Annotated in this window: 27 protein-coding genes; 20 read left to right on the forward strand and 7 right to left on the reverse strand. The window is 68.8% G+C overall.

Annotation, left to right across the window (positions count from 1 at the left end):
• The first annotated feature begins 78 nt into the window (after window positions 1–78).
• Together BLQ28_RS13045 and BLQ28_RS13050 are read left to right on the forward strand one after the other, a co-directional pair.
• Entirely contained in the window at window positions 79–693 is a 615-nt protein-coding gene (locus BLQ28_RS13045; RefSeq protein WP_093239754.1) for an RNA polymerase sigma factor, read from the forward strand.
• Window positions 694–790: 97 nt separating this feature from the next.
• Window positions 791–1,423: a transposase gene (locus tag BLQ28_RS13050; protein ID WP_143012482.1), complete on the forward strand. Its 633-nt coding sequence runs from the start codon at window positions 791–793 to the stop codon at window positions 1,421–1,423.
• Between the two features lie 30 nt (window positions 1,424–1,453).
• Here BLQ28_RS13050 and BLQ28_RS13055 read toward each other — a convergent pair whose 3' ends face one another.
• A complete protein-coding gene (locus tag BLQ28_RS13055; RefSeq protein ID WP_093239759.1) occupies window positions 1,454–1,921 on the reverse strand; it encodes a type II secretion system protein N in 468 nt (155 codons plus the stop codon).
• A gap of 179 nt (window positions 1,922–2,100) precedes the next feature.
• On the opposite strand from BLQ28_RS13055, the gene BLQ28_RS13060 reads away from it, so the two are divergent.
• The 5 genes from BLQ28_RS13060 (at window position 2,101) to BLQ28_RS13080 (ending at window position 4,682) form a co-directional block, all read left to right on the forward strand.
• On the forward strand, window positions 2,101–2,598 hold the full coding sequence (locus BLQ28_RS13060) for a prepilin-type N-terminal cleavage/methylation domain-containing protein (RefSeq protein WP_176801101.1): 498 nt from the start codon (window positions 2,101–2,103) through the stop codon (window positions 2,596–2,598).
• A 15-nt stretch (window positions 2,599–2,613) separates the two neighbouring features.
• On the forward strand, window positions 2,614–3,009 hold the full coding sequence (gene gspI / locus BLQ28_RS13065) for a type II secretion system minor pseudopilin GspI (RefSeq protein WP_143012483.1): 396 nt from the start codon (window positions 2,614–2,616) through the stop codon (window positions 3,007–3,009).
• Complete coding sequence (locus tag BLQ28_RS13070) at window positions 3,010–3,621, forward strand: prepilin-type N-terminal cleavage/methylation domain-containing protein (RefSeq protein WP_093239764.1); 612 nt, start codon at window positions 3,010–3,012, stop codon at window positions 3,619–3,621.
• A gap of 46 nt (window positions 3,622–3,667) precedes the next feature.
• Complete coding sequence (locus tag BLQ28_RS13075) at window positions 3,668–4,162, forward strand: arsenate-mycothiol transferase ArsC (protein ID WP_093239766.1); 495 nt, start codon at window positions 3,668–3,670, stop codon at window positions 4,160–4,162.
• Between the two features lie 106 nt (window positions 4,163–4,268).
• Entirely contained in the window at window positions 4,269–4,682 is a 414-nt protein-coding gene (locus tag BLQ28_RS13080) for a hypothetical protein (RefSeq protein WP_143012484.1), read from the forward strand.
• Between the two features lie 85 nt (window positions 4,683–4,767).
• Here BLQ28_RS13080 and BLQ28_RS13085 read toward each other — a convergent pair whose 3' ends face one another.
• Window positions 4,768–5,661 carry a LysR family transcriptional regulator gene (locus BLQ28_RS13085; RefSeq protein WP_093239772.1) on the reverse strand — a complete coding sequence of 298 codons (894 nt, stop codon included), beginning with the start codon at window positions 5,659–5,661 and terminating at the stop codon, window positions 4,768–4,770.
• Between the two features lie 136 nt (window positions 5,662–5,797).
• Between BLQ28_RS13085 and BLQ28_RS13090 the strand changes: the two genes are divergently transcribed.
• The 4 genes from BLQ28_RS13090 to BLQ28_RS13105 all read left to right on the forward strand — a co-directional run bounded on the left by BLQ28_RS13090 (window position 5,798) and on the right by BLQ28_RS13105 (window position 9,038).
• Entirely contained in the window at window positions 5,798–6,508 is a 711-nt protein-coding gene (locus BLQ28_RS13090; RefSeq protein WP_093239774.1) for an SDR family oxidoreductase, read from the forward strand.
• Between the two features lie 153 nt (window positions 6,509–6,661).
• Window positions 6,662–7,768, forward strand: a complete 1,107-nt coding sequence (locus BLQ28_RS13095; RefSeq protein ID WP_256327283.1) for a putative FMN-dependent luciferase-like monooxygenase — start codon at window positions 6,662–6,664, stop codon at window positions 7,766–7,768.
• Between the two features lie 5 nt (window positions 7,769–7,773).
• Window positions 7,774–8,421, forward strand: coding sequence for a CMD domain protein (locus BLQ28_RS13100; protein WP_093239780.1), 648 nt, complete (start codon window positions 7,774–7,776; stop codon window positions 8,419–8,421).
• A gap of 5 nt (window positions 8,422–8,426) precedes the next feature.
• A complete protein-coding gene (locus BLQ28_RS13105; RefSeq protein WP_093239783.1) occupies window positions 8,427–9,038 on the forward strand; it encodes an alkylhydroperoxidase domain protein in 612 nt (203 codons plus the stop codon).
• A 71-nt stretch (window positions 9,039–9,109) separates the two neighbouring features.
• Here BLQ28_RS13105 and BLQ28_RS13110 read toward each other — a convergent pair whose 3' ends face one another.
• Entirely contained in the window at window positions 9,110–10,072 is a 963-nt protein-coding gene (locus BLQ28_RS13110; protein ID WP_093239785.1) for a TauD/TfdA dioxygenase family protein, read from the reverse strand.
• A 125-nt stretch (window positions 10,073–10,197) separates the two neighbouring features.
• Window positions 10,198–11,118, reverse strand: a complete 921-nt coding sequence (locus tag BLQ28_RS13115; protein ID WP_093239788.1) for a LysR family transcriptional regulator — start codon at window positions 11,116–11,118, stop codon at window positions 10,198–10,200.
• 72 nt (window positions 11,119–11,190) lie between these two features.
• Here BLQ28_RS13115 and BLQ28_RS13120 point away from each other — a divergent pair, with 72 nt between their 5' ends.
• From BLQ28_RS13120 to BLQ28_RS13155, 8 genes are all read left to right on the forward strand, one after another.
• On the forward strand, window positions 11,191–11,862 hold the full coding sequence (locus tag BLQ28_RS13120) for an HAD family hydrolase (protein ID WP_093239791.1): 672 nt from the start codon (window positions 11,191–11,193) through the stop codon (window positions 11,860–11,862).
• Between the two features lie 13 nt (window positions 11,863–11,875).
• On the forward strand, window positions 11,876–13,015 hold the full coding sequence (locus tag BLQ28_RS13125; protein WP_093239794.1) for a DSD1 family PLP-dependent enzyme: 1,140 nt from the start codon (window positions 11,876–11,878) through the stop codon (window positions 13,013–13,015).
• Window positions 13,016–13,153: 138 nt separating this feature from the next.
• Entirely contained in the window at window positions 13,154–13,870 is a 717-nt protein-coding gene (locus BLQ28_RS13130; RefSeq protein WP_256327284.1) for a peptidoglycan DD-metalloendopeptidase family protein, read from the forward strand.
• A gap of 80 nt (window positions 13,871–13,950) precedes the next feature.
• Window positions 13,951–14,337 carry a hypothetical protein gene (locus tag BLQ28_RS13135; protein WP_093239796.1) on the forward strand — a complete coding sequence of 129 codons (387 nt, stop codon included), beginning with the start codon at window positions 13,951–13,953 and terminating at the stop codon, window positions 14,335–14,337.
• Window positions 14,338–14,413: 76 nt separating this feature from the next.
• Window positions 14,414–15,649 (forward strand): TolC family protein, encoded by a 1,236-nt coding sequence (locus BLQ28_RS13140; protein WP_093239799.1) that lies wholly within the window; start codon window positions 14,414–14,416, stop codon window positions 15,647–15,649.
• Complete coding sequence (locus tag BLQ28_RS13145) at window positions 15,646–17,169, forward strand: efflux RND transporter periplasmic adaptor subunit (RefSeq protein ID WP_093239802.1); 1,524 nt, start codon at window positions 15,646–15,648, stop codon at window positions 17,167–17,169. Before BLQ28_RS13140 ends, BLQ28_RS13145 begins: the two co-directional genes overlap by 4 nt.
• Window positions 17,166–20,342, forward strand: coding sequence for an efflux RND transporter permease subunit (locus tag BLQ28_RS13150; RefSeq protein WP_093239804.1), 3,177 nt, complete (start codon window positions 17,166–17,168; stop codon window positions 20,340–20,342). Before BLQ28_RS13145 ends, BLQ28_RS13150 begins: the two co-directional genes overlap by 4 nt.
• Entirely contained in the window at window positions 20,339–20,689 is a 351-nt protein-coding gene (locus BLQ28_RS13155) for a copper-binding protein (RefSeq protein WP_176801102.1), read from the forward strand. Before BLQ28_RS13150 ends, BLQ28_RS13155 begins: the two co-directional genes overlap by 4 nt.
• Here the strand turns inward: BLQ28_RS13155 and BLQ28_RS13160 are convergent.
• Together BLQ28_RS13160 and BLQ28_RS13165 are read right to left on the reverse strand one after the other, a co-directional pair.
• Complete coding sequence (locus BLQ28_RS13160; protein WP_093239807.1) at window positions 20,686–22,935, reverse strand: copper-transporting P-type ATPase; 2,250 nt, start codon at window positions 22,933–22,935, stop codon at window positions 20,686–20,688. The two genes, BLQ28_RS13155 and BLQ28_RS13160, sit on opposite strands and share 4 nt — an antisense overlap.
• A 75-nt stretch (window positions 22,936–23,010) precedes the next feature.
• Window positions 23,011–23,202 (reverse strand): heavy-metal-associated domain-containing protein, encoded by a 192-nt coding sequence (locus tag BLQ28_RS13165; protein WP_093239809.1) that lies wholly within the window; start codon window positions 23,200–23,202, stop codon window positions 23,011–23,013.
• Between the two features lie 235 nt (window positions 23,203–23,437).
• On the opposite strand from BLQ28_RS13165, the gene BLQ28_RS13170 reads away from it, so the two are divergent.
• On the forward strand, window positions 23,438–24,454 hold the full coding sequence (locus tag BLQ28_RS13170) for an AraC family transcriptional regulator (protein ID WP_093241608.1): 1,017 nt from the start codon (window positions 23,438–23,440) through the stop codon (window positions 24,452–24,454).
• A 4-nt stretch (window positions 24,455–24,458) separates the two neighbouring features.
• Here the strand turns inward: BLQ28_RS13170 and BLQ28_RS13175 are convergent, their stop codons facing one another.
• Window positions 24,459–25,646 carry an ABC transporter substrate-binding protein gene (locus BLQ28_RS13175; RefSeq protein WP_093239812.1) on the reverse strand — a complete coding sequence of 396 codons (1,188 nt, stop codon included), beginning with the start codon at window positions 25,644–25,646 and terminating at the stop codon, window positions 24,459–24,461.
• Window positions 25,647–25,735 lie beyond the last annotated feature (89 nt).

Consider the following 25,735-nt stretch of genomic DNA (forward strand, 5'->3'; position numbering starts at 1 on the left):
TTCTTGTCTCAAGGCCTGGCCTTTCCCGCAACCGGCGATCCCGGACGCGGGCAGGCCGGGCGTTCAGCGAAAACCATCATGACCCTCAACACCCAGGCGATCCGCCCTGCGCCGGACCGGTTCTCCATGCTGTTCCCATCGGTCTGGCGACGGCTCGACGAGCGCATTCCGCTGCCGGCCGTGGAACTGCGCGCACCGAAGAAGGCAACGGCGCCCGCGCTCGATCTGCAGGCTCACTTGGCGGCGCACTACGCGGTGCTGCACCAGCGCCTGGAACGGCAGCTCGGGTGTTCGGACCTGGCGAGCGAATGCCTGCACGATGCGTGGCTGCGCCTGGGCGAGCGCCGCTCGCAGGAGACGCCAGCCAACCCCGAGGCCTACATCTACCGCGTGGCCTGCAACCTCGCGATGGACAGCCTGCGCGCGCGCAAGCGCTGGATCGGCGTGAACGACGAGGGGGCGGACGTCGACGTGATCGCCGACGGGCAGCCCGGCCCCGAGCTGATCGCCGAGGCGCGCTCGGAGGTGGCGGCAGTCGACCGCGCCATGCAGCGCCTGCCGCGCCGCCACCAGTCGGTGCTGCTGGCACTGCGCTGGCACGAGATGTCGCGCCAGGAGGTGGCAAGGCGCCATGGCGTGTCGGTGCGCAAGGTGGACACCGCGCTGCGGCAGGCGCTGGGCGTGCTGCGTTGATGATCGATCAGGGAGCGGCTTACCGGATGCGACACCTCTGCGCGAGCTGCTGTCGCGCATCCTGTTGCACAGTCATTCAGGAAGTGGAGGGAGTCAGATGATGAAGTGGATGTCGCCCATGCGGGTCACCATGCAGGAGCTGGACGCCAAGCTCTCGAAGATCGTGGAGCGGGCGCGCGAGGAGCCGGTGGCGGTCAACCGCTACGGCTCGCCATGGGTGTGGATCGTGAGCCACCAGGCCTGGGTGCAGGCCGACAACCTGCGCGCACTGGTGCCGCAGAGCCATCCCCTCGTGCCGTTGCACGACCTGGTGGAAGACGCGCTGCGCTACGAGCGCGACCTGCTCGCCGACCTGGAGCGGCAGCACGGCAGCACCATCGGTGCGGCGAGGCTCTTCAAGTGCCTGATGCTGCAGATCATCTATTCGCTGGAAGACAGCGAGAAGGTGCACGAGAGCCTGACCTACAACATGCTGTTCCGCTGGTTCGTGGGCTTCGAGAAGTTCGCCGACGAGCTGCCTGCGCGCACGGCGTTCACACGCGAGCTGAACGCCGTGGGGGCCGATGCGCGGGCGGTGCGCGTCATCACGCGGTGCCTGTCGCACACCTTTTTGCCGGAGTCCGGCGACGGCGATTTCCGGGTCAACCGTGGGCTGTTGCACGCCCTGTCGGCCTGGGCGTCGGCGCCGTCCGCCACGCCGGGCGCCAGGCCGCACGAAGCGGTGCGGTAAATGCCGGCCCGCCGGTGCGGCTCGCGGGCGTCAGCGCGCAGCGCCGGCCGGCGTGGCCCTGGCGATGCCCGGCGTCGCGGGCTGCGGGATCACCGGCGCGGCGATGCGCTCGGTGGTGCCGGCCTTGTCGATCACCACCGCATCGGCCTCGATGGCCTTCAGCGTGACCGAGCGGGCCAGCGTTTCTCCGACCTGGTAGGGCCTTGCGGGCGCGTCGTTGACGGCCAGCACGACCACGCCCTGGTCCGCGCTTTTGATGAGCCCCTTGACCGCGATGTTCGCGCGCAGCTCGCCGGGGCCGAACCACGTGGCGAGCACGTCGCCCGCCGGGTCTGCCTGCGTGGCCTGCACCCGCGCGACGGGGGCGGGCGGGGCGGGCTTGTAGAGCACGCGGGCCCATGTCGCAATGCCCGCGACCACCAGCAGCAGGCCCACCGCATGGACGATGTATTTCGCGGAGGGATGGGTTGCGATGGTCATGGTGCGCATGGCGGTCATGGTTTTCCTTGGCGGTCGTTGGGCTTCGTGCCTGTCGTGTCTATCACGGCGGTGTTGGCTTTTCGTGTCAGCGTTTTCATGGGCGCTTGCATGGGCGCTTTCACGGGGGCATCACACAGGCCGCCTAGCATGGGCCGTGGCCCCGCGAATCCCCCGGGCGCCGCGACATGAAGGTGCGCATGCCACAGGGAACCCCGACCAAAGCCGGCGAACGCGGCTTCTCGCTGATCGAGCTGATGGTCGTGATGGTCATCGTCGGCATCGCGACCGCGGCGATCAGCCTGAGCATCGCGCCCGACCCCGCGCAAGACCTGCGGCGCGATGCGCATGAGCTGGTGTTGCACCTGGCCGTCGCGCAGAACGAGGTGCGCATCGACGGCCGCGTGATCGCATGGCAGGCCGATGGCGAGGGCTACAGCTTTGCGCGCGGAACCTGGTACGCCGCGCCCGGCAGCGCGATCCCGGTGGTGTCGACAGCGGGCGTGCTCGACAACTTTGCGCGCGACGACGAGCTGCGCCCCCGGCAGTGGCGCGTGGCGCCGGTGCAGGTCACGCCCGCGCAGCCGGTGTTGCTCACGTCGGAGCCCATCGGCGCGGGCTGGCGGATGGAACTGCGCCATGGCGACGCCACGGTCGTGGTGCAGCGCAACGCGGCGGGCGGCTACGAGGTGCACTAGCAAGCATTGCCCATCATGCGCATGCCGTTCTCATCATCGACGCCATCCCGTGGCTCGCTCGGCTTCACGCTGATCGAGGTACTGATGGCGCTGACCATCGTCAGCATCGCGCTCGCGGCCATCGTGCGTGCGTCGAGCCTGACCATCACCAACCTCGGGTTGCTGCAGCAGCAATCGCTTGCGATGCTGTCCGCCGAGAACCTGCTGGCCGAGCTGAAGATCGGCCAGGGCCCGAACACGCCGGGCGTGGTTCGCGGCCCGTGCCCGCAAGGCGGCGTGCGGCTGGTCTGCCGGCTCGAGCTGAGCCCGGCCGTCGACGGCATGCGCGCCGCGGCGGTCGACGTGTACCTGGCGGAAGAGGGCGGCAACCGGCTGGCCTCGCTGCGCACCCGCCTGCAGGAGACCCGCTAGATGCAGCGGCGACGGCAAGCGGGTTTCACGCTCATCGAAGTCATGATCGCCATCACGCTGATGGCGGTGGTGAGCCTGATGGCATGGCGCGGCCTGGACAGCGTCTCGCGTGCCCACGGCATGCTCGAAGAACGCACCGAGGACATCGCCCGCCTCATGCGTGCGCTAGACCAGTTGGAGCGCGACGTGGCCCTGCGCGCGACCACCGAGCTGCCGCAGCCTGCCGCGGCCGAAGTGCTGCCGCCGGCGTTGCTGGTGCGCAGGCAGAACGATCTGCCGTTCTTCCTGGAGATCGTCCGCGCGGCACCGGCCGCGCCGGGCCAATGGCAGCGCGTGCAGTGGTGGCGGCGCGGCGATGCGCTGTATCGCGCCACGGGGCCGGCGTCGGCCTCGTTCCCCTTGCCGGCGCCGGATGCGACCGCGCGCGTGGCGATGCTGGATGCGGTGTCCGTCTTCCAGCTTCGGGCCTGGGAACCCGGCCAGGGATGGCGCAACCTGCCGGGCGTGGCACCCGCGCGCACCACCGCGACCGGGCTCGAACTGGAGCTGGGCATCAAGAACCGCGGCGACGGCGTCGTCCAGACCTTTCGCCGCGTTTTCGTGCTCGACTAAGCGGGCGGTGACAGAGGTCACGAAGCGTGGCTATAGTCAGGGTTCCATGCAAAAACGTATAGCGGTGATCTTCGTCTCCCGGCGAAATTCATTGCGCAGCATCCTCGCCGAAGCATGCCTTGCGCACCTGGACCCGACGCGGTTCTCGGCCCATTCCTGCGGTCAGCCCGGACAACTTGCCAGCGAAATCCACCCCGCGGCCATCGGCGCCCTGAAGAGCGCCAGCATGCCCGTGCCGGACAGGCCGCCGCGCAGCTGGGACGACTTCGCGCGCTCGAATTCGCCCGTGGCCGATTTCGTCATCACGCTCGATGCCGCCTGCCAGCCGCTGGAGCCGTCATGGCCCGGCCAGCCCGACGCCGCGCTGTGGGCCTACCCCGATGTGGCGGCAGGAAAGGACGTCGAAGAGACGGCCCACGGCGCGATCCAGCTGCTGTTCTCGCTGCGCCGCCGGCTGGAGCTGCTGGTCAGCCTGCCGATGCAGGGGGCCGACAGGGCGGCGGTCCGCTCGGACGTGCGGGACCTCGGGTACATGCGCTAGGTCAGTGCGGAAGGGGCGGCTTCAGTCGCCCCACTTTTGCGCGCAAGGCGCCAAGGCATTGTGCGTGGCATCCATACGATCAAACCGCTGGCACACAATGCGGGCCATGCCCAAGAGATCACTTTTCCCGGCCCATATGTGGGTGCTTGTCGCGGTGTATTTCGTCGCCAGCCTGGCGCACTTCGCCCACAACGCCGAGTTCATTGCCTTCTATCCCAACATGCCCGCCTGGTTGACGCGAGAGCAGGTGTATCTCGTTTGGCTGGCCATCACCAGCCTGGGCGTTGCGGGCCTGTTTGTCGCACGGCTCGGTCTTCATGCGCTGGGCGTTCTGCTGGTCGGCGCGTATGGGGCCTTCGGCCTTGACGGGCTTGCGCACTACACACTGGCCCTTTGCTCGGAGCACACGCTCGCGACGAATCTCACCATCTGGGCTGAAGCTGCCAGCGGGCTTGTGCTGATGCTCGCTTCCGCGCTCTTGCTTGCGCGTCGTATCACTCACCGGAGGGGTTCCCGGTAGGCCGTGGATGGTTGAGGCGTGAGGCTGCGCCAAATTCAGCGGCAGAGCCCAAAGCGATCTGTCATCGCACGGATCGCAGCGCGCCTCACACCGCCTCGACGATCGCGTCGATCGCCACCCTGAGCCTCGGCAGCATCACCGGCGCCGTGAGCCACAGCGCATGGATCGGCAGATGCCCCGCGATCCGGCCGTCCATCAAGGTGCGCAGGCGGCCCGCAGCGAGGTCGTCGGCCACAAGCCAACGCGGCAGCAGGCCGATGCCATGGCCGGCACGTACGGCGGCCAGGGTGAGCATGCTGCTGTCGGTGCGCAGCCGTGAGGGTGGCGACCAGCTTTCAATGCGGCCTTCGTCATCGATCAATTGCCAAGGCACCGGCTGGCCGCGATGCGCGGTCGCGATCAATGCATGCGCGCCAAGCGCGTCCCTCGTGGCCGGCTCGCCGTGCTGCTCGACATAGGCAGTCGAGGCGCACATCACCAGTTCCTGCGTGCCGAGCCGCCGCGCCGTGAGGCCCGTCACGTCGGGCAGCTCGCCGATGCGCACGGCCAGGTCGATGCCGCGCGCGAGCAGGTCGACGCGCTCGATGTCCAACGAGATGTCGAAGGCCAGCGCCGGATAGCGTTCGCCGAGCCCGTACAGCACCGGCGCGATCACCTGCGTGCCGAAGAGCGGCGGCAGGCTGACGCGCAGCGTGCCGCTGGGCATCGAAGCGGCCTGCGCCAGCGAGGCCTCGACCCGGTCGATGTCGCTGGTCGCACGTTGGCAGGCCTCCTGGTAGGTCTGGCCTTCGCGCGTCAGCGAAAGGCGGCGCGTGGTCCGGTCGAACAGCCGCACCTGCAGGCGCGCTTCGAGTCGCGCGATGGTCTTGGCGATGGCCGAGGGCGTCAGCGCCAGTCCATCCGCGGCCTTGGCGAAGCTGCCCGCCTGGCAGACGGCCAGGAAGACGCGGATGGGGCCATGCGGCTCGAGGTTGGACATTCGGGGGAGGAGTGCTGCGAGGGGGAGATCGATTGCGGAACCCGGCGCGCGGGTCTCGCGAAATCTTATCGTTTTACCTCTGGCGCATGGCTTCCTAGCATCGGTGCATGAGTTCAACCCCTAACGAAAGCACCTTGTGAGCACAGTCAAGACATACGCCATCATCGGCGGCACCTCGGGCATGGGATTCGCGCTGGCCCAGCAACTGGTGGCGCGCGGCGACCGCGTCCTGATCGGCGGGCGCTCGCCCGAAAAGGCCGAGGCCGCGGCACAGAAGCTCGGCCCGCTCGCCACCGCCCGCACCGTGGACGCGAGGGAGCGCGCATCCATCGCCGCCTTCTTCGAGGGCAGCGGCCCGCTGGCCGGCCTGTTCACGCCGGGCTCCGTCAACCATTCGGTGTCGTTTCGCGAAGACTCGCAAGAGGCGGCCGAGGCGGTGTTCAAGGCCAAGTTCTGGGGCCAGTACTGGACCGTGCACGCGGCCTTGCCGCACCTCGCGCCGGATGCGGCGGTGGTGCTGATGTCGGGCGCGGCTTCGGTGCGGCCCATTGGCGCGCCGGCCTACGCGGCATGCAACGCGGCGGTCGAAGGGCTGGCACGCGCGCTGGCGCTGGAGTTGGCACCGATCCGCGTCAACTGCGTATCGCCCGGCACCATCGACAGCGAGCTGTGGCGCAACAAGCCGCCCGAAGTCTTCAAGGCCGTGGGCGAGATGTGGGAGAAGCTGACGCTCAACCGCCGTTTCGGCACCGTGGCCGAAGCCGCGGGCGCGGCGCTCTTCCTGCTCGACAACGGCAACATGAGCGGCTCGACGATCTACGTCGATGGCGGCTACACGCTGCGCTGAGTGGCCATGAAAAACAGATAAGCAAACTCCAAATCCGCATTTCCGGCGATGCGGTGTTGCGGGCAAAACTCGACGGCTTCCTCGCAACTTTTTTCCTTCCGGATGCCGGGCACCAGATCGCGGACACCGCTCCCGGCGGAAGGGACCCCGACCGTGTCCGCACCTTCCTCCTCTTCCTTCACGCCTTTCCAGCGCGCCGCGCCGCTGCGCCTGGGTTTCTTCAGCCGGCTGCTCGACGATGCCACGGCCGCCGAACGCTATCGCCTCGTGGCCGCACAGATCGCGCATGCCGAGGCCCTCGGCTTCGATTCGGCCTGGGTCGCGCAGCACCATTTCCACGAGCACGAAGGCGGCCTGCCATCGCCCTTCGTCTTCCTGGCCTATGTGGCATCGCGCACCCGGCGCATCCGGCTGGGCACCGGCATCGTGACACTGCCGCTGGAAAACCCGGTGCGCGTGGCCGAAGACGCGGCCGTGCTCGACCTGCTGTCCGGTGGCCGGCTCGAAGTGGGCGTGGGAACGGGCGGCACGCCCGAGGCCTTTGCTGCGTTCGGGCTCGACAGCGACGACCGTCCGGCCATCTTCGCGAAGCATCTCGCGCTGGTGCGCGCGGCCTGGGCCGGGCAACCGCTGCCCGGCGGCGACACGCTGTACCCCGCGGCCTCGCAACTGTCCGGCCGCATCTGGCAGGCGACCTTCTCGGTGAGCGGCGGCACGCGCGCGGGGCTGGCGGGCGACGGGCTCATGCTTTCGCGCACGCAGCCGCGCTCGGCCGACGCACCCCACGCCACGCTGGCCGACATCCAGAACCCCATCGTCGATGCCTATCTGGCCGCGTTGCCGGCCGGCGGCACACCGCGCATCGTCGGCTCGCGCAGCGTCTTCGTGGCCGAGACCCGCAACGAGGCGCTGCGGCTGGCCGACATCGGCCTGCGCCGTGCGGCGGCCCGTTTCGCTTCGTCGGGGCAGGCAGGTCTTTCGGACCGCGTCGGGCCTGATGCCACGCTGGACGAACTGATCGCCGCCTACGACGTGCACGTCGGCACGACCGATGACGTGATCGCCTCGCTGCGCGCCGACAGCACGCTGCAGCGCGTGACCGACCTGGTCTGCCAGGTGCATTCCATCGACCCGCCGCACGACGCCATCCTGCGCTCCATCGAACTGACAGCCACCGTGGTCGCCCCGGCGTTGGGCTGGGTGCGCGGCGCGGATGCGGCCGACCTTCAACCTACCCACACACTCCTCAAGGCTGCATGAACGCCATGGCTTCTTCCTCTTCGCTTTCTTCTCCAACGCCTTCCATCCCCGACGTGATCGACCGCCTTGTCGGCGTGGCGCCGGGCGACGTCATCGACCTCATCCGCGCGCGGCGCCAGGAAGCGCGCACGCATGCGCAGCAAAGCTACCTTGCGTTGTTCGCGCCTACGCCGCCCGTGTTCGGGCACTTCACCCAGGTCGACAGGTTTGCCGTCGCGGCCTTCGTCGCCGGGCTGCACGGGCAAGCCGATGTGGCGAACTTCTACGCCACCGGGCTGGCCGGACAGGGCCCACGCGCCGGTCTGGCCGAAGCCATCGCCACTGAGACAAGGCGCTCCGCCGCGCAGGGCCCCTACGGGCGCTATCCCGCCGGCCCGCTCAGTGCCGAAGACACCACCGGCCCCACGTACACGGTGAGCGACACGCACCGCGAGGTGCTGGGCGCCCGCCTGTCCGCGGCCCTTGTCCACGCGCACCTGCTCGTCTTTCATCCGCGCGACGCGAGCCCTGCCGCCTTGCAGACGCTGCTCGACGAAGGCTGGTCGAGCACCGAGATCGTCACGCTGTCGCAGCTCGTGGCCTTTCTCGCGTTCCAGATCCGCGTCGTCACGGGCCTCCAGTCGCTGGCCCGGCATCCTGCAACCACGGCCTGAACACCATGACCATCGAATCGACCCTGACCCATCCCGACAACACGCACCCGACCGCATTCACGCAGGCGCAGCTCGAATGGCTGCCCTGGCTGCCACCGCTGCCCGAGGCCGAACTGACCGAGCGGCACTACGCCGGCCTGGTGGACGCGGCCCGCGCCAAGTCGCCGTACTTCCGGCTGCTGGCGCGCGACCCCGACATCCTGGGTGCCCGCACGCGCACCGACAAGGACATCTTCTACAACCCCGAAGCCGGCCTGCCGCGCGCCGAGCGCGAGCTGTCGGCGGCGGCCGCTTCGCGCTACAACGGCTGCATCTATTGCGCGTCGGTGCATGCGCGTTTTGCCTCGCATTTCTCGCACCGCACGGAAGCCGTGCAGCGCCTGCTGGACGAAGGCGTGGGCGCGGAACTGGGTGAACGGTGGAATGCGATCGTGGCGGCTTCTGTCGCGCTGTCGTCCACCCCATCGACCTTCGGAGCGGAACACATCGAGCGGCTGCGCACCCAGGGGCTGGACGACCTTGCAATTGTCGACGTGATCTATGGCGCGGCCTTCTTCAACTGGGCCAACCGCCTGATGCTGTCGCTGGGCGAGCCGCAAGAGACGGCGAAGGCATAGGCAGGTGTCGGCCGGCCCGTGGCTTCGCCGCACGGGCCGTGCGCCACGCCGGCCGTCAGGCCTTCAGACCGTCACGCCGTGGCGGTGATGACTTCGTCGATGCGCGCGTCGTTCGTCGCCTCGGGCCGGCTGCGGGTGCGGCTGCGCTGGCCGTCGATGGCCACGGCGGTTTCACCGTGCACCGTCACGCGCCGCACCAGGCGCGCCTGGTCGCCGTAGTCGTTGATCGCAAAGTGCTGCGTGGCGCGGTTGTCCCAGATCGCCACGTCGTCTTGCCGCCAGCTCCAGCGCACGGTGTTCTCCAGCCGGGTCACGCGGTTCTGCAGCAGCTCGAAGATGCGCGCCGACTCGGCGCTCGACAGCCCGACCAGCTTCTTCACGAAATGCCCGAGCAGCAACGCGCGCTCGCCCGACACCGGGTGCACGTGCACCACCGGATGCTCGGCCTCGTACACCGCCGAGACGAACACGTTGCGGTGATGCCGCAGCCGCTCTTCGTCGACCAGCACGCGATCGGCGCCGTAGTCGTAGTCGTTGCTGTGCACGGCCCACAGCTGGTCGGCCAGTTGCTTCAGTGGCGCGGGAAGGCGCTCGTAGGCCAGGGCGGTGTTGGCCCAGACGGTGTCGCCGCCGAAGGCCGGGATCGTTACCGCGCGCAGGATGGAGATCTTGGGAAAGGCGTCGACGAAGGTCACGTCGGTGTGCCACGAGTCGGCGCGCCCGCCGCCCCTGGAGGCATCGAGCTCGAACAGCTTCGTGCCGCTGGGCGAGGGCACCGTGGGGTGCGCCACGGTGCGGCCGAAGCGCCCGCCGAAGGCCTGGTGCGCGGCGTCGTCGAGATGGTCTTGCCCGCGAAAGAACAGCACCTTGTGCCTGACCAGCGCCGCGTTCAGTTGCTCGATCGCTTCCTGCGGCAGCTCGGCGGAAAGCTTCAGGTTCTGCACCTCGCCGCCGATGTGGCCGGCCACGCGGCGGATCTGCAGATCGCCGAAGCGCGTGTCGATGGAAGAAGAAGGGACCTTGTTGTCGCTCATCGTGGAATCTCCTCTGTTCAGGGCCACGAATTCTGTGGCGCAGCTTGCGCGCGACCAACGACCGATTCGTTGCTTCTACATGCACGAATCATCTGTAACGGATGCGGCGGCGAACCGCCCGCGCTTCACTTGCGCGCGGTGCCAAAGCTCAGTTCGAGAAACTCGACCAGCGCCTGCATGCGTGCCGTGCGCCCCTTGCGGGTCGGCACCAGCAGCAGCACCGGCGCGCTGTCGAACTGCCAGTCGGGCAGCACACGCACCAGCGTGCCGCGCGCGATGGCGTCGGCCGCGTCCCACTCGGAACGCAGCACCAGCCCGAGGCCTTGTTCGGCCCACTGCCGCGCCACGCCGCCGTCGTTGGTGACGTAGGCGGGTGCGATGCGCAGCGTTTCGCGCTGCGGAGCGCGCTTGCCGGTTGCAGCGTTGCCGGCCGCGCGCACGTGCCACAGCGTCACGTCTTCGTCGTTCTCGCGGATGCTGATGCAGGCATGCGCCATCACGTCGCGCGGAACATGCGGTACGCCGTGCAGGCGCAGGTATTCGGGGCTGGCGCACAGCCAGCGCTCGTTGGCGCTGAGCGTGCGCGCCACCCACGACGAATCGCGCACCGCGCCGATGTGGATCACCGCGTCGGCATCGTGCCGGTCGGGCCACGGTGTCTCGCGCAGGTCGAGCTGCACGTGCAGCCCCGGATGCAGACGTGCGAAGCGCGCGAGCATCGGCGCCACGTACTGCCGGCCGTAGCCGAAGGGCGCCGCGATGCGCAGGGTGCCGGCGAGCCGGCGGTCGTCGCGCTGCATCGATTCGCGCAGGCCTTCGATCTGCCCGAGCAGCGCGGCGGCTTCGCGCGCAAAGCGTTCACCTTCGGGCGTCAGGCTGAGTTTTCGCGAGGTGCGGGTGGCCAGCGACAGGCCCAGTGCGGCTTCCAGCTTGCGCAGCCGCATCGACAGCGCGGGCGGCGTCACGTCGAGCGCACGGGCCGCGGCGCTCAGGGAGGGCTCGCGCAGCAGGGCAGCCGCCAGTTGCATGTCCTCGATCTGGATCATTCACTTGTGCTTAACGATTGATGACGGCGTATTGAAGCACGACAGGGGCTTTGAAACGTAAAGTCCGGGCTCATGCAAGCATCCACAACGCCCCCTGGCGCCACCTACCCACGCGCCGTTCTGTTCGACCTGCTGACCGCGCTGCTCGACTCCTCGACCGTCTGGAACGCCGCCGCCGGCTCCGAAGAAAAAGGCCGCGCCTGGCGCGCCGAGTACCTGCGCCTGACCTATGGCTGCGGCGCCTACGTGCCCTACGAGCAACTCGTGAAAGAAGCCGCGCGCAACGCCGGCATGGCCGACTCTGCCCCCGATGCGCTCGAAGCCCAATGGGACACGCTGCCCGTGTGGGACGGCGCGCGCGAACTGCTGCTGGCGCTCCAGCCGCATTGCAAGCTGGCCGTGGTCACCAACTGCTCGCGCCAGCTCGGCCATCGGGCGGCCGCGCGGCTCGGCATCGGGTGGGACGCGGTCGTCACCTCGGAAGAGGCCGGCTTCTACAAGCCCGACCCGCGCCCGTACCGCGCCGCGCTCGACCAGCTGGGCGTGCAGGCCGAAGACGCCGCCTTCATCGCCGGTTCGGGCTACGACATGTTCGGCACCTCGGTGGTCGGCTTGCGCACCTACTGGCACAACCGCGTGGGCCTGGCGCTGCCGCAGGGTGCGCCGCCGCCCGAGCTGCAAGGCGCCACGCTCGCACCGGCACTGCCGTGGCTGCGCACCTTCGCTTCGGCCCAGACACTCTGAACGGAATTACCCCATGGCTTCTTCGACCCTTGCCACCCTCGACACGCCCGCCGCCATCGTCGAGCGCACGCGCATGCGGCACAACATCGCGCGCATGCAGCAGCGCATGAACGAACTGGGCGTGCGCTTTCGCCCGCACGTCAAGACCACCAAGTGCGCCGAGGTCGCCCGGGCCCAGCGCGATGCGGGTGCGCAGGGCATCACCGTGTCCACGCTGAAAGAGGCCGAGCAGTTCTTCGTCGATGGCTTCACCGACATCCTCTATGCGGTCGGCATGGCGCCGCACCGGCTGCCGCATGCGCTGGACTTGCGCCGGCGCGGCTGCGCGCTGGTCATCCTCACCGACGACGTGGCGTCGGCGCGCGCCATTGCCGAGTTCGGCCGCGCGCAGGGGGAGGTGTTCGAGGTGCTGATCGAAGTCGACACGGACGGCCACCGCTCCGGCATCCGGCCCGAAGACGACGCCTTGCTCGACGTGGCGCGCGTGCTGCACGACGGCGGCATGCGCCTGGGCGGCGTGATGACGCACGCCGGCTCCAGCTACGAATTCGACACGCCCGAGGCGCTGCGTGCCATCGCCGAGCAGGAGCGCGCCGGCTGCGTGCGCGCCGCGCAACGGCTGCGCGATGCGGGCCTGCCGTGCCCCGTGGTCAGCGTGGGCTCCACGCCCACCGCGCTGATGGCCGAGCGCCTGGACGGCGTGACCGAGGTGCGGGCCGGCGTCTACGTGTTCTTCGACCTCGTGATGCGCAATGTCGGCGTCTGCACCGAAGACGACATCGCGCTGAGCGTTCTCACCACGGTCATCGGCCACCAGGCCGAAAAAGGCTGGGCCATCGTCGATGCGGGCTGGATGGCCATGAGCCGCGACCGCGGCACGCAAAAGCAGCGGCACGACTTCGGCTACGGCCAGGTCTGCGACATCGACGGCAAGGTGCTCGACGGCTATGTGCTCAGCGCGGCCAACCAGGAGCACGGCATCCTGTCGGGCGAAGGCGCACCCGACAGCGGCATTGCCGCGCGCTTTCCGCTCGGCACGCGGCTGCGCATCCTGCCCAACCACGCCTGCGCCACCGGCGCGCAGTTTCCCGAGTACCACGCGCTGTCGGAAGACGGCCGCCTGGCGCGCTGGGGGCGCTTCCACGGCTGGTGACTTCCGGGGCCCGAAGGGGCTCTGGGGTCAAGGCGACAGGGCCCTTCAGCCACTGCTGGTAGCCTCTGCGGATTCTTCGAACGCGACCCCGGGCACATGGGGGCGCGAGATCCCAGTCTTCCAGGAAGGAATCCGGTAGTGGTTGTGACAGGCAGGAAGTGGCGCGCGAGCCTCGCGCTGATGGCGGCATTGATGGTGGGGGCGTGCACCACGGCACCCAAGGTGGCGGGGCCCGGCGAATACGTCGTGCAGCAGGGCGACACGCTCTATCGCATCGCGTCGAAGTCGGGCCGCTCGGCCGCCGACATCGCGCGCTGGAACAACATCCAGGACCCTGACCGCCTCGAAGCGGGGCAGGTGCTGCGCGTGGTGCCGCCGGGTGGCGCATCGTCGTCCGATGCGCCCGCGCCTTCGCGAAGCGCCAGCGGCGCCGACCGCCCGAGGCCGCCCCGGTCCACGGCGCCGGCCAGGGAGCCCGATCCGGTCGTGCCGCCCGCGTCCCGGCGCAGCGACTGGGGCTGGCCCTCGCAGGGTCCGGTTGTCGCGGGCTTCAACGGCAGCAGCAACAAGGGCATCGACATCAGCGGCAGCGCCGGCGAGGCCGTGCTGTCCATCGGCGCGGGCTCGGTGGCCGCCACCGAAACGCTGCGGGGCTACGGCAGCGTCATCATGGTTGACCACGGCGGCTCGTACATGTCGGTCTACACCAACGTGCGGACCATGCTGGTCAAGCAGGGCCAGAAGGTGCAACGCGGCCAGAAGATCGCCGAGATGGGCAGCGAGGCCAAGCTGCACTTCGAGATCCGCTACCGCGGCAAGGCCGTCGATCCGAGGCAGTACCTGCCGGCCAGATAAGAAAGCGCTGAGCTGAAAAGAGGGCCGTGCTTCCCGGGTGCCATCGTGCCCGGGCCAACGGCGCTACACTCCCGCCGCACATGTCGTCCCGCTCCGCCTTCCATCGCTGCACGACCGCGTTCCTCGTGGTCCTGTCGCTGCTGTTCTCGCAGCTGGCGCTGGCAAGCTACGTGTGCCCGGGCGTGCCCGACACCTCGTCGATGGCGCAGATGATGGCGTCGGGCGAGCCCTGCGAAGGCATGGACATGGCGCAGCCCGTGCTGTGCTACCAGCACGCGGCCGACATGTCGCTGTCGTTCGAGCCGGTGAAGCTGGCCACGCCGTCGCTGCCCGCCATCGTGCAGGTGGTGGTGATGCCACTGGTGCTCGTGTCGGAGGGCCATGCGCTCCCGGTGCAGGCCCAGCCCGAACAGCAGCATCCACCACCCGACCCCGTCTTTCTCGCCACGCGCAGACTTCGCGTCTGAAATTTCCGTCGACTGACCGGTGCTGGCGCGGCTTGTCCGCTCGCCAGCGATTGCCTCGTTCGTCTGCGGAGTTTTCATGTCCATTCCTTTTCCGCGCGCGGCCGCCCTGGCCGCCGCGTTATCGCTGCCGTGCCTTGCGGCGGCCGCACCTCTTTCCTTTGACGCGGCCCTTCGGCTTGCCGTCCAGCGCTCCGAGGCGGCGCGTGCCGCCCGTGCCGGCGTACTGAGCGCCACGGAGGCCTCCCGTGCCGCGGCGCAGTTGCCCGATCCGACCTTGCGCGTCGGCATCGACAACCTGCCCGCGACAGGGCCGGATCGCTTCAACACCACGCGCGATTCGATGACGATGAAGCGCATCGGCATCAGTCAGGAATGGCTGTCCGCCGACAAGCGGGCCGCGCGGCAGGCCGCGGCCGACGCTTCGGTCGGGCGCGAGGCGGTACAGGCACGCGTCGCCGCGGCCGATGCCCGCCTGCAAGCCGCGCTCGCGTACCTCGACGCGTTCTACGCAGGCGAGACCCTGAAGCTCGCCACCCTCATGGAGCACCACGCCCATGAAGAGCTGGAAGCCTCGCGCACACGCCTGTCCTCGGCCTCGGGAAGCAGCCAGGACGTGCTGGCACTGGCCGGCGCGCGGGGCATCTCGGAAGACGAGACGGCCGAGATCCGGCAACAGCAGAACACCGCCCGCGTCGCGTTCGAGCGCTGGGTCGGCATGCCGCCCGGCGAGCTGGCGCCGCCCGACGTCATCCCGCTCCCCAGCGAGCAGGACTATGTCGCCGGCCACCCCGCGGTCGCGGCGATGCAGCGCGATGTCGATGTGGCCAGCCGCGCGGCCGACGTCACCGCGTCGAACCGCAAGCCCAACTGGACCTGGGAGGTGTCTTACGGCCAGCGTACCGGCTATGCCGACATGGTGTCGGTGGGCGTGAGCATTCCGCTGGCCGTGGCGCCCGGCGAGCGGCAGGACCGCGATACCGCAAGCCGGTGGGCCCTGGTCGACAAGGCCGAAGCCGACCTGGCCGAAGCCACCCGGGCCGCGACCGCCGAGTACCGGTCGCTGTCAGGCGATGCGCAACGCCTGCAGCAACGCATCGACCGCTATCGCAGTGGCGTCGTCGTGCCCGCCGCGCAAAGAACGGCCGCCGCGTTGGCGGCCTACCAATCGAGCCAGGGCAGTCTCGTCGTCCTGTTCGAGGCACGGCACGCCGAGGTCGAGGCGCAGCGCAAGCTGCTGACGCTGCAGCGCGACCTTGCCAAGACCCGAATCCAACTGGCCTTCCGGCCGCTGACCGCCGAGGTGGCGCAATGAACAGAACACACACGATGGGCGCTGCTGCGCTGGCCGCCTTGTTGCTCGCCACGGGCGCTTTCTACCTGGGCCGCAAGACGGCCCAGCCTGCGGATACGTCGATGGCCGCGCCAGCGACCGCCGATGGCCGCAAGGTTCTCTACTGGCACGACCCGATGGTGCCGGGCCAGCGCTTCGACAAGCCCGGCAAGTCGCCCTTCATGGACATGCAGTTGGTCCCGGTGTATGCCGACAGCGCAACGGGCGCGAGCGGCAGTGGAGAAGAACAGGGCGTGAAGATCAGCCCCTCGATTCAGCAGAACCTGGGCATCCGCTACGCCAGCGTGCGGCGGGAGGCCAGTGCCACGTCGTTCGACGCGGTCGGCAGTGTGCAGTTCGACGAACGGCTCAGCGTCGCCGTGCAGACCCGCGTTGCCGGCTATGTCGAACACCTGTCGGTGCGCGCGCCGATGGAGCGTGTGCGCAAGGGGCAGGCCCTGGCGACGGTCTTCGCGCCGGAATGGCTTGGCCCGCAGAACGAGCTGCTTGCGCTGAAGCGGTCCGGTGTTTCATCAGACCTCATCGCGGCGGCGCGCGAGCGCATGCGCGCCATGTCCATCCCGGCCGATCTCGTCCGGCACAGCGAAGAGACGGGCACCGCGCAGGCGCGCTACGTTCTCGCCGCGCCGGCCGATGGCGTCGTGGCCGAACTGGGCGTGCGCGAAGGCGTCGCGGTCACGCCAGGCATGACGCTGTTCCGCATCGCAGGCCTCGAAAAAGTCTGGGCGGTGGTCGAAATTCCGGAAGCACAAGCGGTGCACCTCGCGCGCGGCCAGAAGGTCAGGGCGAGCCTGCAGGCCGATGCGTCGCAGTCTTTCGACGGCACGCTGGACGAGATCCTTCCCGAAGTGAATGCGGCCACGCGAACCCTGAAGGCCCGCTTCGAGGTCGACAACCGCAGCGGAAAGCTCGTACCCGGCATGCTGCTTCGGCTGCAGGTGGCCAGTGCCGGCAGTACCCGGTTGGTGGTACCCGCCGAAGCCGTGATCCGCACCGGCAAGCGCGCCGTCGTCATCGTGCGCAAGGCCGACGGCGCCTTCGAGCCGCGAGACGTGTCGCTGGGCGTGGACCTCGGCGACGACATCGAAGTCGTCTCGGGCCTCGCCGATGGCGACCAGGTGGTGGCCAGCGGCCAGTTCCTGATCGACTCCGAAGCGCGGCTGCGCTCGGTGTTGGGCAACATGGCGGCGCCAGCAGCCTCGCCGACCACGGGCACTTCGGCGCCAGCCGCGATGGTCCACAAGGCAGAAGGCAAGGTCGAAAGCGTGGCGCCCGACGGCATCACCATCTCGCACGGCCCCGTCGCAACGCTCAAATGGCCCGCCATGACGATGGGCTTCGCCAAGGCCACGCCAGAGGCCTTCCCCGACATCAAGCCCGGCGACACGGTCCGCTTCGAGTTCAGGGAAGGCGGCCCCACGGGCTACGAGCTGGTCTCGGTGCAGCGCGTGAACAACCCGCAGCAAGGCGCCAAGCCATGATCGCCGCGCTCATCCGCTGGTCGGTCGGCAACCGCTTCCTGGTGCTGATCGCGACCGTGTTCCTGGTGGCTGCCGGCTGGTGGTCGGTGGCCCGCACCCCGCTCGACGCATTGCCCGATCTCTCCGACACGCAGGTCATCATCCGCACGCCTTTCCCCGGCAAGGCGCCGCAGGTGGTCGAAGACCTCGTGACCTATCCGCTGACCACCACCATGCTCAGCGTGCCCGGCGCCAAGACCGTGCGCGGCTATTCCTTCTTCGGCGATTCCTTCGTCTACGTGCTGTTCGACGACAAGACCGATCCGTACTGGGCACGCTCGCGCGTGGTGGAGTACCTGAACCAGGTGCAGAGCAAGCTGCCCGCGGGCGCCAACGCCTCGCTGGGGCCTGACGCCACAGGCGTCGGCTGGGTCTACGAATACGCACTGGTCGACCGCACGGGCGCGCGCGACATCGGGCAGCTGCGTGCGCTCAACGACTGGTTCCTCAAGTTCGAGCTGAAGACGGTGCCCGACGTGGCCGAGGTCGCCAGCATCGGCGGCATGGTGCGTCAGTACCAGGTGGTGCTCGACCCCGACCGCATGCGCGCGCTGGGCATCACGCAGCAGGCGGTGGTGGAGGCCCTGCAGAAGGCCAATCAGGCATCGGGCGGCTCGGTGGTCGAATTCGCCGAGGCCGAGTACATGGTGCGCTCGCGCGGCTACCTGCGCTCGCTGGACGACTTCCGCACGATCCCGCTCGCCGTGTCCGGTGCCACGCCAGTGCTGCTGCGCGACGTGGCGACGGTGCAGGTCGGCCCCGAGATGCGGCGCGGCATTGCTGAGCTGGACGGCGAGGGCGAAGTGGCCGGCGGCGTGATCGTCATGCGCTCGGGCAAGAACGCCCGCTCGACCATCGAGGCCGTCAAGGCCAAGCTCGATGCGCTCAAGCCCAGCCTGCCGCCGGGCGTCGAGATCGTGCCGACCTACGACCGCTCGCTGCTGATCGACCGCGCCGTCGATAACTTGCGCGGCAAGCTGATCGAGGAATTCATCGTCGTCGCGCTGGTCTGCGCGGTCTTCCTGTTCCATCTGCGCTCGGCGCTGGTGGCGGTTGTGGCCTTGCCGGTCGGCGTGCTGGCCGCGTTCATCGTCATGCACTGGCAGGGCGTCAACGCCAACATCATGTCGCTGGGCGGCATCGCGATTGCCATCGGTGCGATGGTGGACGGCGCCATCGTGATGGTCGAGAACGTGCACAAGCACATCGAGGCCTTCGAGACGGTGCACGGCCGGCAGCCCACCGTGCCGGAGCGGTGGCAACTCGTTGCCGATGCGTCGGTGGAGGTCGGGCCCGCGCTGTTCTTCTCGCTGCTGGTGATCACGCTGTCCTTCGTGCCGGTGTTTTCGCTCGAAGCGCAGGAGGGGCGGCTGTTCTCGCCGCTGGCCTTCACCAAGACCTACGCGATGGCGGCCGCCGCGGGCCTGTCGGTCACGCTGATTCCGGTGCTCATGGGCTACCTGATCCGTGGGCGCATTCCGCACGAGGCCGCCAACCCCGTCAACCGCCTGCTGATGGCGGTGTACCGGCCCGCGCTGGAGCTGGTGCTGCGCTTTCCCAAGGGAACGCTGGTGGTGGCCGCCTTGCTGCTGGCGCTGACGGCGGTGCCGCTGATGCGGCTGGGCGGCGAGTTCATGCCGCCGCTGGACGAAGGCGATCTGCTCTACATGCCGTCCGCGCTGCCGGGCCTGTCGGTGTCTAAGGCTTCGGAACTGCTGCAGCAGACCGACCGCCTCATCAAGACCGTACCGGAGGTCGCGCGCGTGTTCGGCAAGGCAGGCCGCGCGGACACAGCGACCGACCCGGCCCCGCTCGAGATGTTCGAGACCACCATCCAGTTCAAGCCGAAGGCGCAATGGCGCGCGGGCATGACAGCCGACAGGCTGGTCGAGGAACTGGACCGCGCGGTGAAGGTACCGGGCCTGACCAACGTGTGGGTGCCGCCCATCCGCAACCGCATCGACATGCTGGCGACCGGTATCAAGAGCCCGGTGGGCATCAAGGTGGCGGGCGCGGACCTGGCCACCATCGATGCGCTGACCACGCAGATCGAGGCGGCGGTGAAGAACGTTCCCGGTGTGTCGTCGGCATTGGCGGAGCGGCTGACGGGCGGGCGCTACATCGACGTCGATGTCGACCGGCTGGCCGTCGCGCGCTACGGGCTTTCGGTGGCCGACGTGCAGGCCGTGGTGTCCACGGCCATCGGCGGCGAGAACGTGGGCGAGGTCATCTCGGGCCGCGAGCGCTATCCGATCAACGTGCGCTACCCGCGCGAGATCCGCGATTCGCTCGAACGGCTGCGGCAGTTGCCCTTCGTGACTGCGAAGGGCGCTCAACTGCTGCTCGGCGACGTGGCAAAGATCGCCATCGAAGACGGTCCGCCGATGCTGCGCAGCGAAAACGCGCGCCTGTCGGGGTGGGTGTACGTCGATGTGCGCGGCCGCGACCTGCGCTCCGCCGTCAACGACATGCAGGCCGCCGTCGACAAGGCCGTGAAGATGCCCGCCGGCTATGCCGTGTCGTGGTCGGGCCAGTTCGAGTACCTGGAGCGCGCGACCGAGCGGCTGAAGCTGGTCGTGCCGGTCACGCTGGCGGTCATCTTCGTGCTGCTCTATCTGCTGTTCCGCTCGTTCGCCGATGCAGCGCTGGTGATGGCGGCCGTGCCGTTTTCGCTCATCGGCGGCTTCTGGCTGATCTGGGCGCTGGGCCATTCGATCTCGGTCGCCACGGCGGTGGGCTTCATCGCGCTGGCCGGCGTGGCGGCCGAGTTCGGCGTGGTGATGCTGGTCTACCTGAAGAACGCGCTGGCACGGCGCCTCGAAGCCGGCGAACCAATGAACGACGACACGCTGCTGGCCGCCATCCGCGAAGGCGCGGTGCTGCGCGTGCGGCCCAAGGCGATGACCGTGGCCGTGGTGATGGCCGGCCTGCTGCCCATCCTGTGGGGCAGCGGCACCGGCTCGGAGGTGATGACGCGCATCGCCGCGCCGATGGTCGGCGGCATGGTCACCGCGCCGCTGTTGAGCATGCTGGTCGTTCCGGCTGCCTGGTTCCTGTTGCGCCGGCGTGGCGATGCTGCGCGCCCCCGTTCTCCCGCTGTTTCCATTCAACCCACCGAAGGAGTTACCCGATGAAAGTTCTGCATCCCCTCGCGTTCGCGCTGCTCGTTGCATCGGCCGTTGCGGCCCAGGCCCAGATGTCGAAGGACGCGATGTCGTCCATGAAGCCCGCCGCGCCGGCGCCGCAAACGGCAGCCGGCATGCTGACCGATGCGGTCGTGCAGAAGATCGACACGGCGGGCGGCGTGATCGTGCTCAAGCACGGCGACATTCCGAACCTCGCCATGCCGGCCATGACCATGGGCTTCGACGTTGCCGACAGGAAGATGCTCGACGGGGTGAAGGCCGGCGACAAGGTCCGGTTCCATGTGGAGGTCATGAAGGGCAAGCCCACCGTGACCCACATGGAAGCCGCGCGCTAGTTGCCGTGGCGGTGCGCTTCGTGCGCACCTTTCGCGCCCTCCGGGCTTCCGAAGCCCCGCAGGCGCAGCGCGTTGGTGATGACCGATGCCGAGCTCAGGCTCATCGCCAGCGCGGCGATCATCGGCGACAGCAGCCACCCCGTGAACGGAAACAACACGCCCGCGGCCAGCGGCACGCCCAGGGCGTTGTAGAGAAAGGCGAAGCCCAGGTTCTGCTTCATGTTGGCGATGGTCTGCTCGGAGACGACGCGCGCCTGGGCAATGCCCCGCAGGTCGCCCTTGACCAGCGTCACCTGCGCGCTGTTCATCGCGACGTCGGTGCCGGTGCCCATTGCCACGCCGACGTCGGCCCTGGCGAGCGCCGGTGCGTCGTTGATGCCGTCGCCGGCCATGGCGACGATGTGGCCCTCGCGCTGCAGCTTTTCCACCAGCGCCAGCTTGTCGGCGGGCTTGACCTCTCCATGCACCTCGTCGATGCCCAGCCTGCTTGCGACGGCCCGGGCGGTGGTCGAACCATCGCCCGTCGCCATGATGACGCGCATGCCCGAGGCCTTGAGCGCAGCCAGCGCCTCCAGCGTGGTGGCCTTGATCGGGTCCGACACGGCGAGCAGGCCGGCGGGCTGGCCGTCGACCGCCAGGAACATCACGCTGGCCCCTTCGGCGCGCAGGGCCTCGGCCTGCGGCTTGAGGCTGTCGACCGGCACGTGCAGCTGATTCATCAGCGCCGTGTTGCCGAGCGCCAGCTTGCGGCCGTCCACGGTGCCGCTCACGCCGATGCCGCTGCTCGACTCGAAACCGTCGACCGGGGCGAGCGCAAGGCCGTGCTCGCGCGCCGCGCGCACGATGGCGTCCGCCAGCGGGTGTTCGCTGCCCTGGTCCAGGCTGGCGGCAAGGCGCAGCACTTCGTCTTCGGCAAAGCCGGGCAGGGCGACGGCGCGCTCGAACCGGGGCCGGCCTTCGGTCAGCGTACCGGTCTTGTCGACGATGAGCGCATCGACCTTGCGGAAGTTCTCGATCGCGGCGGCATCGCGGAACAGCATGCCCTGCGTCGCAGCCTTGCCGGTGGCGACCATGATCGACATGGGCGTGGCCAGGCCCAGCGCGCACGGGCAGGCAATGATGAGCACCGCCACCGCGTTGATGAGGCCGTAGACCCAGCTGGGCTGCGGCCCGAAGAGGCCCCAGGCGAAAAAGGTCAGCACCGCGATGCCGATGACGGCCATGACGAAGTAGCCGGCCACGTGGTCGGCCATGCGTTGCATCGGCGCCCTGGAGCGCTGGGCCTGCGCAACCATCTGCACGATGCTCGACAGCACGGTCTGCGAGCCGACTTTTTCGGACTGCATCACCAATGCGCCGTGGGTGTTCAGCGTCGCGCCGATGAGCTTGTCGCCGACCCGCTTGGTCACCGGCAGCGGCTCGCCGGTGAGCATGGATTCGTCGACCGCGCTGCCGCCTTCGATCACCACGCCATCGACGGGCACCTTCTCGCCGGGGCGCACGCGCAATCTGTCGCCCACGTGCACATGGGCGATGGGCACGTCTTCTTCGGTGCCGTCGGCGCCGATGCGGCGGGCCGTCTTGGGCGCAAGGCCCAGCAGCGACTTGATGGCCGCCGAGGTTTGCGAGCGCGCCTTCAGCTCGAGGATCTGGCCGAGCAGGGTGAGCGAGATGATGACCGCGGCCGCCTCGAAGTAGACCGCCACGCGCCCCATCGACACGAACGACGCCGGGAACACGCCCGGCGCCAGCGTGGCCACGACGCTGTAGACGAACGCGGCGCTGGTGCCCAGGCCGATCAGCGTCCACATGTTCGGGCTGCGATGCACGACCGATTGCACCGCGCGCTCGAAGAAGGGCCAGCCGGCCCACAGCACGATGGGCACCGTGAGCACGAGTTCGACCCAGCTCTGCGTGGCCATGTCGAACCACTGCAGGCGGTGGCCGGCCATTGCGAGCACGGTCACGGCGATGGTGAGCGGCAGGGTCCAGAAGAACCTTCGCTTGAAGTCCCGCAGCTCGGGGTCTTCGCCTTCGTCGAGCGTCGGCATCACGGGCTCCAGCGTCATGCCGCACTTGGGGCAGTTGCCGGGGTGGTCCTGCCGGATCTCAGGGTGCATGGGGCAGGTGTAGACCGTGCCCGATGCGCCGTCCGCCGGGGCCGGCTGCGGCGGCACGGGTGGATGCGCGTGGTGTCCTGGCGAATGGTGATGGTGCGGGTGCGGGTGCGGGTGCGTGTGGTTCATTCGGGTTCTCTCACGGGAAACCAGAGGTTGCAGGGGTTGCGAGCGGTGCGCGTGGCACGCGTGGTGCCGGATCGATCACTTCGGCGGATAGCCCGCTTCGGCCAGGGCGGCCACGACGGACGCGCGGTCCTCGGTGGTGTCGATGCGCACCGTTCGCGTCGGCATGTCGAACTCGATCCGGGCCTGGGCGTCCAGGTTCTTGATGGCCCGGGCGACCCGGCTGGCGCAACCGCCGCAGGTCATCGACTGGATTTCGAACTCTTGCATGGGGGACTCCTTCGTTGAAATTGACGCCAGTGTCAGGATTGACATGGTGTGAAGGTCAAGCGGTATGCCCGCTGAATACGGCGCGGCCGAAGGGTTATTGGCAGGAATCTTGCTGCGCCGCCGCATCCGCTCGGGCAACTCCCCATGGCACGAAGCGGCTAGCGCCGGTAAATTGCCCGCACGCCCACCGGCGCGCAAGCAATCGATTTCCCCACTTTGGCCCTCAGGAGTGTTCGTGGACGCATGGTCGAGCCAGCAGCTTTCTCCCCTGTACGGGCGCGAGGTCTTTCGCTCGCACGAGGCGGACGAGACGCACGAGCGCGTGGCGCATGAGCTGAAGGCGCACCGCAGCGTCTGGGGGCGCGGCAATGTCGATGCGATCTTCTGCCGCGCCGAGCTGAGCGCACTGTCGCTGTGCATCCTGCGCTATGGCTGCGACGTCGACATCGAGCCCGATGCCTTGGGCAACTTTGTGCTGGTGCAGATGCCGCTGCGGGGCCATGCCGAGATCCACACCGGCGGGCAGACGCTGCAGATACACCCTGGCCAGGGCGCGGTGGTGTCCGCGCACAAGCCGGTGCGGCTGCGCTGGCATGCCGACTGCGAACAGCTGATGCTGAAGATCGAACTCAGCCGTCTGCAAGAGGTGGCCCGCCGCGCCTTCGCAACGCGCCATTCACACGACGTGGGCGAGATCGATTTCGAGATGCCGCTGCGGCTCGACGATGCTGCCGGTACGCAGTGGTGCCGCATGGTGGCCAACCTTGCGTCGCTGTTGCCGGCTTCAAGCGACAGCTCGCCGTACGACCCGCGCTGGCTCGCGCACTGCGAAGACAACCTCATGCTCTACCTGCTGTGCCACCGGCCCAACTCGGTACGCCGGCAGCACGAGGCCCTGCGGATCGGCTCGGAAACCACCAGCCTGCGGCAACTGCGGCGGGCCGAGGAGTTCATGCGCAGCCATCTCGAAGCCGCGCTGTCGCTGGAAGAAGTGGCACAGGCCGCCGGGGTCAACCGCCGTACGCTGGCGCTGCTGTTCCGGCGCTACCGCGATCTTTCGCCGATGGAAGTGCTGCGCAACATGCGGCTCGATGCCGCGCACGAACAGCTGGCGCGCCACGACGGCACGAGCGTGACGCAGATCGCGCTCGACTGCGGTTTCTCGCACCTGAGCCGCTTTGCCGCCTGCTACCGCGAGCGCTTCGGCCAGCTCCCGCGCGACACTTCGCGGGAGCCTGGCGCCAGGCACTGAACGCTCAGGACTTCATCGCGCACTTGGCGGCCGAGCTGTCCTGGTAGTTCTGGAACACGGTGCCGATCACCTTGTTGGCGATGCGCCCGTTGGCGTCCTTGGCGATCACGCGCAGGTAGTAGTTCTGGATGGGGAAGTTGTTCGGCCCATAGCGGAAATCGCCCCGCACCGACTTGTAGTTCGCGGCCTTGATTGCCTTGAGCAGCGCGGGCTTGTCGGCCACCTTGCCGCCGATGTCGCGCACGGCCGCGTCCATGGCCATCAGCACGTCGTAGGCCTGGCCCGCATAGAACGACGGGTTGCGCCCGTTGTTCTGCTGCCGGAAGGCGGCCACGAAGCGCTGGTTGGCCGGGTTGTCGAGGTCGAACGACCAGTGCGCGGTGTTGAAGAGCCCGAGCATCGGCTCGCCCACGGCCGGGATCATGTCTTCATCGGCCGAGAACGCGGTGGAGATCAGCGCCACGTCTTTCGACAGCCCCGCGGCAACAAACTGCTTGATGAAGCTCACGCCCATGGCACCGGGCAGGAAGAAGTAGAGCGCCTCGGGTTTCGACGCGCGGATCTGCGCGAGCTCGGCCGAGTAGTCGAGCTGCCCGAGCTTGGTGTACAGCTCGTCGCCCACCGTGCCCTTGAAGGTGTGCTTGAAGCCGTTGATGGCGTCCTTGCCGCCGGGGTAGCTGGGCGCGATCATCGCGACCTTCTTGAACCCCTTGTCGGAGGCGAACTTGCCGGCCGATTCGTAGTACGCGTCGTTGGGGTACGACGCGCCGAAGAAGTACGGGTTGCAGCGCGCACCCGAATAGTCGCTCGGCCCCGCGTTGCTCGACAGGTACGGCACCTTGGCGGCGAAGAGCGGTGGGCCCACGGCCAGCGCGACCGACGAGCCGACGGGCCCGGTGAACAGGTCGATCTTGTCGCGCAGCAGCATGCGGTCGACCACCTGCCGGGCCGTCTCGGGGTTGCCGGCGGTGTCGGCCTCGACGAACTCGACCGGCACGCCACCGAGCTTGCCGCCCAGCTGCTTCATCGCGACGGCGAAGCCGGCCTTGGCCTCGGCGCCGCCGACGGCGAACGGGCCTGAAAGGTCCATCGCGAGACCGACCTTGACGGCCGGTGCCTGCGCTTGTGATGCCGATGCGCCAGTGACGACGGCGATGGCCAACAAGGCTGTTCTGATGCTTGCCTGCGACATGAAAAATCTCCTCTCGGGGTGATTCGGGTGACGTGGGGGATGCGAAGCGCGGGTCGGAGTCTGCGTGCCGCCATGGCGGGCGGCTATCC

The organism is Variovorax sp. EL159 (genome assembly GCF_900100965.1).
Classification (GTDB): domain Bacteria; phylum Pseudomonadota; class Gammaproteobacteria; order Burkholderiales; family Burkholderiaceae_C; genus Variovorax.